Here is a 14,371-nt window from a genome sequence, read left to right as displayed (position 1 = left end):
CATCACAAGGGGCACCGGAGCAGCGCCCGGTCGGCAGCAGAGGTGATTGGCGGCAAAGCCACAAAGGCGAGCAGTCCCATCATCTCGGCAGCGGAGCGCCAGAGGCTCACAAGCGCCCGAGCACAGTCACCGAAGGGCCGAAATGTGGAGCAAATTGTGGAGCAAACACCGAGCCCCAAACCGCCTCTTGCGCTCAAACCCCTTGGTTTTAGAGCCGTGATCGCCGAAAAATGCTAAAATATGGCGGAGAGACAGGGATTCGAACCCTGGAGACGGTTTCCCGCCTACACACTTTCCAGGCGTGCGCCTTCGACCACTCGGCCACCTCTCCGTGAGGGCTCTCTTACCCGTGCGGATCGGGGAAGGGCAAGGGGTTACGGCACGAAAAAAGGCCGTCCCGGGGATCCGGAACGGCACTGCGGCAGGGCGACGGAAGATCAGGCGCGGCGACTGCGCGCGAAACCGAGCGCGACGAGGCCCGCGGCCAGAAGCGGAAGCGCGGCAGGCACAGGCACCGGCGCCGGAGCGACTGCCAAACCATTCAAAGTGCCGAAGTCGCGATTCAGTTCCGTCACAAGGCTCAGATTGACGCGACCGTTCATGTCGGCCATCAGCGGCACCTCGAAAATAGACTGTCCGCCGGTCATGCGCTCGGTCAGCAATGCGAAAGCGGTGTTGTCGCCTTCCGAGAACGACAGGATATCGAAGCCGATATCCTCGGTCACGTCGAACGCCATTCCATTGAAGAACAACTCGCCAACCGTGTTCAGCGTGCCCGCGTTGTTGCCCAGCGTCGCAAGGATGTCCCAGTCGGAATCGATCACGAACTGCTCGGTGCTGCTCGGCATCGGGACGGCATTGGTGTAGGCGTTTGCCACGACATTCGGATTGCGGCCCGCATTCGCATCACCTGCCACGAAGAACAGGTCGGTCGGGGCTGTCGTTACGCTGGGCGGCATCGTGTTCGGGAAGAACACGCGGTTCTCCTCTTCGGCGGTCACGATGCGCGCGGCGTCCAAAACGTTGTTGAAATCGAACCCGAGATCGTCGTTGCTTGTCAGACCCTGCTGCTGGACGACGAGCGAGGTCTGGCCGGTCATCGGGTTGACGAGGTAGACAGCGTCGCTTTCGTTGTCATAGCCATAGAGCTGCCCGGTCGAGGGCCGGTAGGCCAGCGCGTCGAGCGACTGCCGGGGCATCGTGCCGAAGTCGAGCGAAACGCCAATGGGCATCGACTGACCCGGCGCGGCGATTGTCACAAGTGTCGTTCCCTCGTTGCCGAGCGAGTAGACCACGGAGTTGGAGCCGAAAGTCGCGGCAGCAAGTGGCCCTGCGGCAAGGCCAAGACCGGCAGCAAGGATCAGGTTTACGGAGCTTTTCATGTCAGACGTCCCTACATGTTGAACTCGCCCCGCACAGTTGCGAGGCTATCCAAATCACGGTCGTCCATTCATAATAGTTTCGCGGCGTTTCACTTTTTTTGGCGTTCAGTACGCGTCGCCGTCCCCGTCGCCGCCGTCTGTGCCCGGCACCTCGTCCGCCTGCAGAGGACGCGGCGAAGGATCTGCATTTCCGGGCGCCGGGCGCGCGGGTTGCAGCGTTTCGGGGTTGCGCAACCAGACGTCGCGCTGCGCGAAGGGGATCTCGATCCCCTCTTCGGTGAAGCGGCGCGCAATCTCGTGGTTGAGGTCAGACTTCACGCCAAGCGAGAAGTTCACGTCGCGCACGATGGCCCGTATCTCGAAATCCAGCGAATCCGCGCCGAAGCCCATGAACAGAACCGATGGCGGCGGCGCGATAACCACCATTGGATGCGCGTTCGCGATCTCGGTCAGGATCTGCTCCACCCAGCGCGTGTCGGTGCCGTAGGCAACGCCGACGGGCACAATCACCCGCCCCATGGAATTGCCTCGTGTCCAGTTCGTCACCACCCCGGACACGAGGTCAGCATTGGGAACGATTACGCTGGTGCGGTCGAAGGTCTCGATTTTCGTAGCGCGCACCGAGATGCTGCGCACGGTGCCCATGATGCCGCCGACCTCGATCCAGTCGCCCTCGGCCACAGGCCGTTCGATCAGCAGGATGATCCCCGACACGAAATTCGACACGATGGTCTGCAGGCCGAAACCGATCCCGACCGCCAGAGCGCTGGCGAAGATGGCGAAGGACGACATGTCGATGCCGGCAGTGGTTATGGCTGCGATCGCGGCAAGGAAGATCCCCAGATATCCGACACCTGACACGATGGCCGTGCGCGCCCCGATATCGAGTTTGGTCTTGGGCAGGATCGTGTTGCGCAGCCCGCCCTGTATCAGCCGCGTGACGAGATAGCCGATCACGAAGACCAGCAGGAAGGTGAAGAACTCCGTCGGCGAAATACGGACTTCCCCGACCATGAAGCCGCCGCGCACCTGGTTCCAAACTTCGGACAGGTCGGTGACCCGGGCGCCCCACATCAGCGCAAGGAACGGCAGCGAGGCGAGAACCAGCAGCACACCGATGAGAGTCGGGACGAGGCCCTCCTCGGCGCGCAATGCCTGCTTGTCATCCCCCTCGGGAAGGGCCTGCCCGACCAGCGCCGCATAAAGATCGGCGAACCCCCTCTGCGTCATCGCAAGAAGACCGAACAGAAAGAAGGTGCCCGCTGCGGGATAGATCACCTGCCGCGAAAGAAGGACATACCCGGCAAGCCCAGCGACGACGGCAACGATCGACGCGATCATCCCGCTAGTCGCCAGCACCGCCACGACCCCTTCGGCAAAGGCCCGGTCAGAGGCCTCGCCTTGGGTTTCCGCAACGGTGCGCCGGAAGAAGCGGCTCAACCGGAACAGGCCGTAGGCGGTCAGAAGGCTGAGCACGAAGCCCGAATAAGCCGCTGTCTGGGTATCCAGCGTCGTGCGCTGCGCTAGCAGGGACAACCCTTGATAAATCGAGAGCGTGACGACCATGAGATAGGCCATGCGCCGCGCTTTCGGCATCAGCCGCGGTGCCAGCATCAAGGGGGAGTCTTCCGAAGATGATCGCGGGAACAACTGCCCGACAAGCCAGGTGCCAAGGATCATCGAGAACCCGAAGGCGACAACGCTGAGCAGGACGGTGGTGCCCGTGGGCCCGAAGATGCCCGTCAACTGCAACGCGCCGACGAGGAGCGTCAGCCCGATCCACGGCAGGGCCAGTTCGGCCAAAACGATCACGAGCTGCAGCAGCTTTCGCGGCACCGGTTTGCGGATCGCGTTGATCCGCCGCGCAATCCGCCCCGACCACGCCCTGCTCCGGAAGACCATAAGCGTCCCGCCGATCAACGACAGCGCCGCTGAGGGCAGGTTTCCGAGGATCTCGCGCCGGGTTTCGGGATCGGAAAGACGGTCGATCACCTCTGCCGGAACGCTCAGCGCGATGCCGTTCATCTCGAGCAGCGGTTCTTCCCAGTTCAGGGGGTTCACCGGCAGCGGAAAGCGCTGAAGTACCTGCCGAGCCTTGCGATTGCGGATTTCGTTGTCGAGTTCGCTGACCAGCGCATCCGCCGCCGCGAACGCTTCCCCCGCGCGCAGCGACGGCGCGCGCAGACGGGTCAGTTCCTCCTGCAAGGCCGCGCGCCGGTCGGCCACGTCCTGCGGCTCGGTTTCGCCTTCTGCCGGCGCGGGACCAAGCGAGTCGAGTTGTCGCTGTATCCGGTCTATCTGGTTGCGGTTGGCACCCTCGTCCGCCAGAAAGCTGTCGCGGAAATCGGCGACCTGCCGCCGCAGCCGTTCCAGCGTGGCATCGTTGGCGATATTGGCAGCCAGCACCCTGTCCACCCGCTCTACCATCGAGTCCCATTGCTGCATGTAGGCGTCGTCCACCACCTGTGCGGTGGCTACGCCTGGAAGCAGCAGGCAAGCGAACAGAAGCGCGATGCAGCGCGCGCGAAGATGCGTGAGCAGGATCATGATGTCAGTCTTCGAAAACGGTCGGCAGATCGGCGTCGTGACGCTCCAGCCATGTCGGGACGGGAAGCCCCTTCTCGTGCAGGAACGCAGGATTGTAGAGCTTGGACTGGTAGCGTGTTCCATAGTCACACAGGATCGTGACGATGGTGTGGCCGGGACCAAGCGCGCGGGCCATGCGCACCGCGCCGGCAATGTTGATGCCGGACGAGCCGCCAAGGCAAAGGCCCTCTTCGGCCAGAAGGTCGAAAACGTATGGCAGTGCCTCGCTGTCCGGGATCTGGTAGGCCATGTCGGGCGTGAACCCGTCGAGATTGGCGGTGATCCGCCCCTGCCCTATCCCCTCGGTGATGGAACTGCCTTCGGACTTCAATTCGCCCTCGGTGTAGAAACTGTAAAGCGCGGCGCCCTCCGGATCGGCAAGGCCGAGCTTGACACCCTTGGGCTGAAGCGCCTGCGCCACGCCCGCCAGCGTTCCGCCAGACCCGACGGCGCAGATGAAGCCGTCCACCTTTCCACCGGTCTGTTCCCAGATCTCGGGGCCGGTGGTTTCAACATGCGCTTGCCTGTTGGCCACGTTGTCGAACTGGTTGGCCCAGATCGCGCCATGCGCGGCGGTCTTGGCCAGTGCCTCCGCCAGACGGCCGGAATAACGCACATAGTTGTTCGGGTTGCGATACGGCACCGCCGGGACCTGCACCAGTTCGGCGCCGGCAAGGCGTATCATGTCTTTCTTTTCCTGGCTCTGCGTCTCGGGAATGACGATCACCGTCTTGAATCCCATGGACGCGCCAACCAGCGCCAGCCCGATGCCGGTATTGCCCGCGGTGCCCTCGACGATGGTGCCGCCCGGCTCCAGTGCGCCGCGCGCCACGGCGTCGCGTATGATGTAAAGCGCGGCGCGGTCTTTCACCGACTGACCCGGGTTCATGAATTCCGCCTTGCCGAGGATTTCGCACCCGGTCGCGTCGCTTACCTTGTTCAGGCGGATCAGAGGGGTGTGCCCGACGGCTGATGCAAGGTCGGTGTAGATGGTCATCTCGTTTTCTCCGCAGCGGCGCGTGGTTCTGCCTGTCTAGGCAGCAGCGCGGCAGGTTTCAACCGGACTGGCGCAACCGGTCGACATTAAGCGCGAGCCAGAAGGCCGAAACCAGAAGCGTGCCGACCGGCGCCTCGCCCGCCGCGATCAGCTCCATCAGGCGGGCACGCGGCATGACATGGGCGCGGATATCTTCGGCTTCGCTGGCGAGCCCGCCCAGTCCGGCCGCATCTTCGGGCAGGTCCGCGATGCCGATGAAGCTGTAAAGGTATTCCGTGAACGCGCCCGTGCTGGGGTAATATTCGCCGATGCTGTGAAGCGCGCCAAGGGTCAACCCGGCCTCCTCCAGCGTCTCCCGGCGCGCGGTCTCCTCGACGGACTGGCCGGGATCGATACGTCCGGCAACAGGTTCGATCAGCCAGGGTGACGGATCGTTCCGCGCAACCGCCGAGGCGCGCACCTGTTCCACCACCAGCACCGTGTCACGGACGGGGTCATAAGGCAGCACCGTGACGGCGTCGCCGCCGATGAAGGCAGCGCGGTCCAGCGGTCCGCTGTCTGTTCCATCGAAGCGGTCATGGGAATAGACGTAATCCTCCACTGCGAAGAACCCTGCGTAGGGACGCGTCCGCGACCGTATGCGCAGGTTGCGCCGGTCCAGACCGCCCAGCGGCGTGCGGCGCGAGGCCTGTCCACGCAACCGCGAGTCGGCGCGAGACCAGATCATGCCCAGCCGCTCCTGCACCTGATCGCTGTCCTGCGTGCCAATCGCATCAAGGATCTCGCTTGCGGCCTCGCGCCAGATCGCCAGCCAGCGCTCCGTCAGCGGCGCGGTGACGTCCAGGCCAGCCAACGGCTCTGGCCCCGGCGCGACTACGCGCGCAGCCACGAAGGCGCCATCCTGCATCTGCGCCGTGCCGGGATCGACCGCAGCACCGTGTACGGCGGCATAGAATAGCAGGCGACCCAGCGCAGGCTCGCCCTCCACCTCGGCCAACGCACCGACAGTTCCTTCGTCAACCCCGCCCGCGAGGCGCGCCGGTGTCAGCGCTGACGGGTCCAGCCCGGTGACGGCGGCGAAGATGGCAGGGTCATCGAACGGGTGCAGCAGAAGAAATGGCATGGGCGGTCCTCACGGGTCGGGGGCAGGACCTGCATCGCAAAGCCCGCCGTAAAAGGCCACCCGCTTTCCCGCGCCGGGCGCCGGTCAGGCCGGGGCGCGCACCGTGATCTGGGTGACATCGCACACGCCTGACCGGAATGCGGCGGCGCAGGAGGTCAGGTAATAGTCCCACATGCGCTTGAACTGCTCGTCGAAGCCCATGCCTGCGACCTCGTCCCAGCGGGCGTTGAAGGTCTCGGACCAGCGGCGCAGAGTCTGGCTGTAGCTTTCCCCGAACTCGATGGAGCCGAGCACGCTCAGCCCCGCTGCCTCAACCTCGCGGCGCAACGCCGACGGGCTAGGCAGAATGCCACCCGGGAAAATGTATTTCTGGATGAAATCGACCTGCTTGCGATAGCTCTCGAAGCGCCGGTCCTCTACCGTGATGACCTGCAGCGTTGCCGCCTTGCCCGGTTTGAGCCGATCGCGCAGAACCTTGAAATAAAGCGGCCAGTAACGTTCGCCCACCGCCTCGAACATCTCGATCGACGCGATGCCGTCATAGCGCCCTGTCTCGTCGCGGTAATCCTGCAACTTGATGTCCACACGGTCCGACAGACCGGCGGCAGCCACCCGCGCGGTCGCATAGTCGAACTGTTCGCGGCTGATCGTCAGGCCGGTCACGCGCAAACCGCGGTCGCGCGCCGCGTATTCTGCGAAACCGCCCCAGCCGCAGCCGATTTCCAGAACATGATCGCCGGGCTGCGCCCCCATCCGGTCCACCATGCTGGCGTACTTGGCGGTCTGCGCGGCATCGAGGCTTTCCTGCCCGGTCCTGAAGATGGCCGACGAATATGTCATCGTCTCGTCCAGCCACAATTTGTAGAAGTCGTTTCCGAGGTCGTAGTGATGCGCAATGTTCCGACGCGCCTGCCGCTTGGAATTGGATTGCAGCCAGAACCGCAACCGTTCGTACGCGCGCACGAACCCGATACCCGGAAATCCATCGAGCATGTGATCGGCTTCGTCATGGACCATGTCCATGAAGGCCTGAAGGTCGGGGGTGGACCACCAACCGTCCATGTAGGCTTCGGAAAACCCGAGATCGCCGTCGCGCAGCAGCCGCGCAAACAGGTCGGCGTTGTGCACCGTCACCTCGGCCACCGGGCCGGGCGCGTCGCCCTCGACCCGGAACACCCGTCCGTCGGGCAAGGCAAGATCCAGACGGCCGGAGCGGATCTGCCGGGCCTGCGCGAAAACCGAGGCGAAGTAGCGGGGAAGGCCCTCCTGCCCGTCGGTGGTGTGAAAAATCGTCATGCGTGATGTGTGCCTGCTTGGTTGGGGTCACAGAATATACGTCGCAACCCGTGTCTCGGTTTCAGATCAAAACGTGCGGTTCTCATACGCGTCAAGGGCGCGGCGTCGGCCATCCTCCGGGGTGACCACCGGATCGGGGTATCGGTCCTGTGCAGTCAGGCCCCAAGCGGCGGGAACGGCGTCGAAATAGGCAAGAGCCAGCGGATCGGGGCGCGCGCGCCCCTCGGCGATCCAGCGCCCCTCGTAGCCGCGGTTCTTGTCGAACTTGTCCAGTTGCGTGACCGGGTTGAACACCCGGAAATAAGGTGTGGCGTCCGGCCCGCTGCCGGCCACCCATTGCCAGCCCATCGCGTTCGACGCAGGATCCCAGTCGCGCAGCGTGTCCGCGAACCAGCGCAGGCCGATCTTCCAATGGCTCATCAGGTGTTTGCACAGGTACGAGCCGACGATCATCCGGCCGCGATTGTGCATGTAGCCGGTCACATACAACTCGCGCATGGCGGCATCGACAAAGCGGATGCCGGTTCGGCCCTGAAGCCAGGCGCGTACATGCGGGTGATCTGCATCCGTGTTCCAGGGGAAGGCATCCCATTCCGGACGCCAGTTGCCGCTGGTCAGTTGCGGCGTGTGATAGGCGAGGTGATGTGCGAAGTCGCGCCAGACGAGTTCCTTCAGGAAGGTCTCCGCCCCGGCCTTGCCCTGCCGGAGCGCCTCCAGCCCGGCGTGCCAGCAGGTGCGCGCGCTGATCTCGCCCAGCGTCAGGTTTTCGCTCAGAAGCGAGGTACCGGTTTGGGAGGGGATGTCGCGCGCGGCGGCGTAGTCGTCCACGCGCTGCGCCATGAACGCCCCCAGACGGCCCTGCGCCGCGCGCTCGCCCACCGTCAAGTGCGGGCGCACCACATCCGCGCCTCGCCGCATCGGGCGCTCCAGCCCCCAGTCGGCGACGAGCGCGCTGTCCGGCCAGGTGTCGGGGGCCGGGATCTTGCCGGGTGCGGGCAGCGGCGCGTCGAGGTCACGGTCCTTCACGGCGCGCCAGAACGGGGTGTAGACACGGTAGCAGCCGCCAGTCTTCGTCTCGACCGTCCAGGGATCGAACAGCACATGTCCGGTCTTGCGCACCACCTCGGTGCCGTCCTCCTCCAGCCCGGCTCGCACGGCACTGTCGCGCGCCTTCGCATCGGGGTCCACCAGCACCGTCCAGACCACCCCGCGCGCGCCCGTTTCGCGCACCAGCGCACGCAGGCAGGACAACGCATCCCCGCGCCGCAGCACCAGTCGGCTGCCGCGTTCCTCAAGCGCCTCCGCCAGCGCCTCGGCACCCAGCCCCATGCGCCAGCGCGGCAGCGCGCCATAGCCGTCATGCACCTCGTCCAACAGGAACACCGGGATCACCGGGCCGCCCCGGTCGATGGCCGCGCACAGGGCGGGGTTGTCGGTCAGCCGCATGTCGCGGCGGACCCACCAGATCGTCGGGGCGGTGTCAGTCATTCCGGTTGTGTCGCGTCCTGTTCTGTCTTGACCGGAGATAGCCCGCAACGCGCCCGGTCAAGCGGCGCGATCACGCGCGCACATCCACCACGACGCGACCGCGGACCTGCCCTTTCAGGATGTCCGCGCCAAGTTTCGGCAGATCGTCCAGCGTCGCGGGCACGACCATCGCCTCCAGCTTGTCCATCGGCAGGTCGGCGGCCAGACGTTCCCAGGCACGGACCCGGTCGGCATGGGGCCGCATCACGCTGTCAATGCCCAGCAAGTTCACGCCGCGCAGCAGGAACGGGATCACCGTGGCCGGAAGGCCTGCCCCGCCGGCCAGCCCCACCGCCGCAACAGACGCGCCGTATTTCATCTGCCCCAGCACGCGCGCCAGCATCGGCCCGCCGACCGCATCGATGCAGCCTGCCCAGCTTTCGGCCTCAAGCGGCCGCTTGACCGTCTCGTTGATCTGCTCGCGCGGAACGATCTGGGTCGCGCCGAGATCGCGCAGGTAGCCTTCGGTTTCGGGGCGCCCGGTCACCGCCGCCACCTCGTGGCCCAGCTTGGCGAGGATAGCGGTCGCCACCGACCCGACCCCGCCTGCCGCGCCCGTGACCAGCACAGGCCCCGCCCCCGGCACGAGCCCGTGATCTTCCAGCGCGATCACCGACAGCATAGCGGTATAGCCAGCCGTGCCGATCGCCATTGCCTGCCGCGTCGTGATCGCATCGGGAAGATGAACCAGCATGTCGCCGTCCACACGCGCGGTTTCGGCATAGCCGCCCCAGCGGATCTCGCCCACGCGCCAGCCGTTCAGCACCACCGGATCACCCACCGCGAAGCGCGCATCGTCCGATGCGGACACCGTGCCCGCAAAATCGATACCCGGCACGTGCGGATAGGTCTTCACCAGCCCGCCGCCCGGCCCGAGGCACAGCCCATCCTTGTAATTGACGGTAGAGTACTCCACCGCGACGGTCACGTTGCCGTCCGGCAGACGCGCCTCGTCAAGCTGCTGCATCGCGGCGTGAGTCTTGCCGTCCTCGTCCTTCTCTACAACCATCGCGCGGAACATCGCGGTTTCCCTTCTTGCGTGTCTTGGTTTCGGTGCTGGTCCCCGTGCCGCCTCGCCGCGGCATGTTCCCCTGCTTGGCCCATATTCGCGGCAGAAGGAACCCCGCGGCACACTTTGTGCGCCAACCTTTTATCCGGGACCGCAAGCTCCGCTTGAGTGGCGCTCCGGGCGGCCGTAATCTGCGCCGAACCTCACACGAAAGGGAGCCTATGCAGACCAAATTCCGCCTTCTTGGCACGTCCGCGCTGATCGCCGCGGCGCTGCCTTCCTTCGCGGCCGATCCCGAGCTTCTGGTCTTCGACTGGTCGGGCTTCGAAGAGGACGGGTTCTCGATGCCCTATGCCGAAATCTACGGCGAGCATCCGACCTACACCTTCTTCGGCGAAGAAGAAGAGGCCTTTCAGAAACTGCGGTCGGGCTTTCGTGCCGATGTGGCACAGCCGTGCCCGCAATCGGTGCAGAAGTGGCGCGAGGCCGGGCTGATCGAACCGTGGGACGTGTCCAAGATCCCGAACTACGAAAAGGTGGCCGAGGTCTACAAGACCAACCCCAGCTTCGTGATCGACGGCGCGGTCTATTTCATCCCCGGCCATATCGGATCGACCGCGATCGCCTACAACACCGAAGAGGTGCCGCAGGACGCCGTGCAAACGCTGCAGGTCTTCGCCGACCCGACCTGGGCGGGCCGCATCTCGCTACCCGACAACGTCGATGACATCTATGCGCTGGCGTTCCTCGCGACCGGCATCTCGGACTGGACGACAGCGACCGAGGCCGACATCGACACCGCCAGCAACTGGCTGCGCGAGGTGCATCCGAACGTGCGCACCTACTGGAACGACGGCGCGGAACTGGGCCAGTTGATGGGCACCGGCGAGGTGCTGATCTCGTGGGCCTGGAGCGAGACCCCCGCGCAACTGGTCGCTGCCGACCTGCCGATCGGCTTCGAGCGCGAGCCAAGGGAAGGCTCGTCCATGTTCGCCTGCGGCTATGTGAACCTCGCCGACGGGCCGGGCAGCGAAGACAAGGCGCACGCCTTCATGAACAGCTTCCTCGATGCGTCGGTTACCGAATACATCACGTCGGAATGGGGATACGGCCACGGCAATGCCGAGGCGATGGCCCAGATTGGAAGCGAAACGCTTGAAGAGATCGGGCTGAGCGACATCGACGCGCCTGTGCTGTACCAGGTGCCGATGGAAATTCCGCTGCGCGAGAAGATGATCACCGATTTCGAACGGATCAAGGCCGGATTCTGATCCGGCAGGCCGCCGCCGGGACGCTCCGGCGGCGGCGACGCGCGAAAAAGCCCAGCCGCTCAGCCGCTGCCGATCAGGATACCCGCCGCCAGCACCAGCGCACCGCCCAGCACGACCTGCATCGCCGCGCGGAGGAACGGCGTTTCCATATAGCGGTTCTGGATCCAGGCGATCGCCCAGAGTTCGATGAAGACCACGATCCCGGCAATGATCGTCGCTGTCCAGAAATGCGGGATCAGATAGGGCAGCGCGTGCCCCAGCCCTCCAACGGTGGTCATCACCCCTGACGCAACCCCGCGCTTCCACGCAGCGCCCCGCCCCGACAGTTGCCCGTCATCGGACGCGGCTTCGGTGAAGCCCATGGAAATACCGGCGCCGACCGACGCGGCAAGCCCGACAAGGAAAGTCGTCCAGGGGTCCTGGGTGGCGAAGGCGGTGGCGAAGATCGGCGCGAGCGTGCTGACCGACCCGTCCATCAGCCCCGCAAGGCCCGGCTGCACCCACGTCAGAAGGAACTTGCGGTGCGCGGTATCGTCTTCGGCCGCGCGCGCATCGCCGGTGAGGTGCTGTTCGGCCAACTCGCCGGCCCGGGTTTCGTGCCCCGCCTCGGCCGCCGCCAATTCGTTCAGCAGCGCGCGGGTATCGGCATCGCGGCTGCGTTGCGCCGCGACCTCGTAAAACCGCTGTGCGTCGCGTTCCATGATCTCGGCCTGCGCACGAATGTCTTCGATCGACAGGGCCTGCGACAGCCAGACGGGGCGCCGATTGTAGTAGTCGGCGACATGTTCGCGCCGGATCAGCGGAATGTCGTTCCCGAACCGGGCCTTGTGCAGCGCGATCAGTCTTTGCGCGTGCTGTTCCTCCTCGGCGGCCATACCGTCGAACAGCGCGGCGCTGGCGGGAAATTCTTCCCGCAACCGGGCGGAAAAGCCCCGATAGATGCGGCTGTCATCCTCTTCGGAGGAAATCGCAAGCGCGAGGACCTCCTGTTCGGAGAGATCGGAAAAGCGCCGCTTGCTGGACAGGAAATGGATCATCGGGAACCTGCTTGATTAGTTTAGAACAGTTCTAAACTGTGCGGCCCATGTTTTCAAGAGCACACTGGATCCGGGTCTGCGCGCGCGCAAGCCCGCTTGCACAACGCGCCCGGCTTGCCTATCTTTGCAGTGTTCTTCGGAACTATGGCGATAAACGCGCTCGTAATAAGCGGCTCGGACCCGGGGGCGGTACCCGGCGGCTCCACCAACACTCCGTCATTTGCGGAAGATGGGGCCGAAACAGGATCGACGGACGTCTAAAGGGGTTGCTTTCGCTCGGTGAGGTACCACCGTTATCGGTCCGAAAAGTACAATTGCAAATGACAATCGTGCTCCGGTTGCAGTTGCTGCGTAAGCAGTAGCAAGACCGAAACTTAAGCCCTTGCGCCTAGCAGCGTAAGGCGGGGTCCGCAGGCACCTGGCAACAGAAGCCTGCACTTTACTTTTTCAGAGCTAAGCATCTGATTTTCCGCTCCTTTCATTTTACAGTTTTCCATTGTTTTACAGTTTTGTCCTGCTTGCGTTCTTTTAGGTCTCGCAGGACAGCTTGACCGCCCGCCTTCCGGTCTGCGTACCGGCTGTAGCGTTCGATCATCTCTACCGACATTCCCACCATGTCGGATATTTGTTGTCCCGTGTATCCATGTTGCCGAAGGCGGATCACTGCTTTGGCGCGCAGACCATGCCACACCGCGCCTTCAGGCTCCGGGTGCGCCTCTCGCGCCTTGTCGAAAATCTTCCACATCTGATTTGTGGTCACGGGCTTCCCGGCGTTCTTCCCGCTCTCCTGCAGCAGGAACGGCCCAGGCCGCTTCTCCCAAGTCTGCATCTCGGCTTCCAATTCGGGGAAGATCGGGCACCACGGCTGCACCCCTGTTTTCTTCTGCGGCAGGTTGAAGCCGCCCTCGTCAATGCACTGCTCCCCGACCTTGGACCGCCGGAAGCTGGATTTTTCCGGCTGTCTCACGATGACGGGCTGGTGACGCCATCGGGATAATGCATGGCCATCGGGATGTTGTATCCGATCGCGCTGTGAGGTCGGTCTTCGTTGTAGTGTCTACGCCAATCTTCCAGCTTTTCGCGGGCGTCGGCAAGGCTCATGAACCAGTGCGCGTTCAGGCATTCCGCGCGGAGCTTCGAATTGAACGCCTCGATGAACCCGTTGTCGGTCGGTTTTCCCGGTCGCGAGAAGTCCAACGTGACGTCGTTGGCATAGGCCCAGAGGTCGAGGTCACGGGAGATGAACTCGCTGCCATTATCGACCCGAATGGTCTTCGGGTAGCCGATCTTGGCGCAGACCTTCTCCAGTGTTTGCACGACGTCTTCGCCGCGGTAGGCGAAGCGGGCATCAGCCGCTGGACAGAGCCGGGAATGGGTGTCCACCACGGTCAGGATGCGGAGCTTCTTGCCCATGGCGAGTTGGTCGTGAACGAAGTCCATCGCCCAGACATCGTTCGGGCCGACCGCTTCCTGGCGGTCCTCGCGCAGCTTCGCTTTCACCCGGCGTTTCGGGTGCTTGTTCCGCAGCTGAAGCCCCAATTCGTTGTAAATCCTGCGCGTCTTCTTCATGTTGATGATCCAACCTTCTCGCCGAAGCAAGACATGCACACGGCGATAGCCATACCGCACACGCGTCTCGCAGATCTCCCTGATCCGCCTTTCGACGGCAGCCTGATGCGTCCGCCGGGACTTGTAGTGGTAGCTGGACGTGTCAAGGCAGATGGCCCCACAGGCCTTCCGGATCGACACGCCCCAGTCGACGCACATCCCGGTCACGATCTCTCGCAGACGCCCAGGCTTCAGAGCTTTCGGCGGATCACGTCCTGCAACATCTCCCGATCGAGGGTCAGATCGGCGACGATCTTCTTCAGCCGTGTGTTCTCGTCCTCAAGCGCCTTCAGCCGGCGCATCTCGTCTGGCAGCAACCCGCCATATTTCTTCTTCCAATTGAAATAGGTCGCCTGGCTGATCCCCGCCTTGCGACAGATCTCCGCGACCGGCGTTCCCTGCTCCCCCTGCTTCAGGATGAACGCCTTCTGCGCCTCCGTGAACTTCGATGCCTTCATGCGTTTCCGCTCCTCTCCCAGCCAGGAAAGATTAGCCGAAAACTCCAGCTTCAAACGGTCCAGTTTTCAGGGGGCAG

11 protein-coding genes, 1 tRNA gene and 1 other RNA gene are annotated in these 14,371 nt (G+C 64.1%); 2 read left to right on the top strand and 11 right to left on the bottom strand.

Annotated elements, in window-relative coordinates:
* Positions 1-241: 241 nt before the first annotated feature.
* From DKT77_RS14350 to DKT77_RS14315, 8 genes are all read right to left on the bottom strand, one after another.
* A tRNA-Ser gene (locus DKT77_RS14350) sits at positions 242-331 on the bottom strand.
* Positions 332-437: 106 nt separating this feature from the next.
* The gene (locus DKT77_RS14345) at positions 438-1,382 is read right to left on the bottom strand and encodes a DUF4394 domain-containing protein (protein ID WP_109812371.1); all 945 of its coding nucleotides are present in this window, start codon (positions 1,380-1,382) and stop codon (positions 438-440) included.
* Between the two features lie 105 nt (positions 1,383-1,487).
* Positions 1,488-3,929 (bottom strand): mechanosensitive ion channel family protein, encoded by a 2,442-nt coding sequence (locus tag DKT77_RS14340; protein ID WP_109812370.1) that lies wholly within the window; start codon positions 3,927-3,929, stop codon positions 1,488-1,490.
* 4 nt (positions 3,930-3,933) lie between these two features.
* Complete coding sequence (locus DKT77_RS14335) at positions 3,934-4,965, bottom strand: cysteine synthase A (RefSeq protein ID WP_109812369.1); 1,032 nt, start codon at positions 4,963-4,965, stop codon at positions 3,934-3,936.
* A 58-nt stretch (positions 4,966-5,023) separates the two neighbouring features.
* Positions 5,024-6,088 (bottom strand): NUDIX domain-containing protein, encoded by a 1,065-nt coding sequence (locus DKT77_RS14330; protein WP_109812368.1) that lies wholly within the window; start codon positions 6,086-6,088, stop codon positions 5,024-5,026.
* Between the two features lie 84 nt (positions 6,089-6,172).
* On the bottom strand, positions 6,173-7,384 hold the full coding sequence (locus DKT77_RS14325; protein WP_109812367.1) for an SAM-dependent methyltransferase: 1,212 nt from the start codon (positions 7,382-7,384) through the stop codon (positions 6,173-6,175).
* Positions 7,385-7,450: 66 nt separating this feature from the next.
* On the bottom strand, positions 7,451-8,872 hold the full coding sequence (locus DKT77_RS14320; protein ID WP_109812366.1) for a cryptochrome/photolyase family protein: 1,422 nt from the start codon (positions 8,870-8,872) through the stop codon (positions 7,451-7,453).
* 70 nt (positions 8,873-8,942) lie between these two features.
* Positions 8,943-9,932, bottom strand: a complete 990-nt coding sequence (locus tag DKT77_RS14315; protein WP_109812365.1) for an MDR family oxidoreductase — start codon at positions 9,930-9,932, stop codon at positions 8,943-8,945.
* A 209-nt stretch (positions 9,933-10,141) separates the two neighbouring features.
* Between DKT77_RS14315 and DKT77_RS14310 the strand changes: the two genes are divergently transcribed.
* Positions 10,142-11,191, top strand: coding sequence for an extracellular solute-binding protein (locus DKT77_RS14310; protein ID WP_109812364.1), 1,050 nt, complete (start codon positions 10,142-10,144; stop codon positions 11,189-11,191).
* Between the two features lie 59 nt (positions 11,192-11,250).
* Here the strand turns inward: DKT77_RS14310 and mbfA are convergent, their stop codons facing one another.
* Complete coding sequence (mbfA, locus tag DKT77_RS14305) at positions 11,251-12,228, bottom strand: iron exporter MbfA (RefSeq protein ID WP_109812363.1); 978 nt, start codon at positions 12,226-12,228, stop codon at positions 11,251-11,253.
* A 92-nt stretch (positions 12,229-12,320) separates the two neighbouring features.
* On the opposite strand from mbfA, the gene ssrA reads away from it, so the two are divergent.
* Positions 12,321-12,667, top strand: a transfer-messenger RNA (tmRNA) gene (gene ssrA / locus DKT77_RS14300).
* A gap of 39 nt (positions 12,668-12,706) precedes the next feature.
* Here the strand turns inward: ssrA and DKT77_RS14295 are convergent.
* Both DKT77_RS14295 and DKT77_RS14290 read right to left on the bottom strand, forming a co-directional pair.
* Positions 12,707-13,195, bottom strand: coding sequence for a site-specific integrase (locus DKT77_RS14295; protein ID WP_238547914.1), 489 nt, complete (start codon positions 13,193-13,195; stop codon positions 12,707-12,709).
* Positions 13,192-14,294, bottom strand: a protein-coding gene (locus DKT77_RS14290; RefSeq protein ID WP_109810157.1) for an IS3 family transposase whose coding sequence is annotated in 2 segments (ribosomal slippage) — positions 13,192-14,033 and positions 14,033-14,294 — 1,104 coding nt in all. Because the reading frame shifts where the segments join, the coding sequence is not laid out codon by codon here. Before DKT77_RS14290 ends, DKT77_RS14295 begins: the two co-directional genes overlap by 4 nt.
* Positions 14,295-14,371 lie beyond the last annotated feature (77 nt).

It is taken from the genome of Meridianimarinicoccus roseus, assembly GCF_003172915.1.
Taxonomy (GTDB): domain Bacteria; phylum Pseudomonadota; class Alphaproteobacteria; order Rhodobacterales; family Rhodobacteraceae; genus Meridianimarinicoccus; species Meridianimarinicoccus roseus.
The sequence above is the reverse complement of the archived record's forward strand: the minus strand, read 5'-3'. Positions and strand labels throughout refer to the sequence as shown.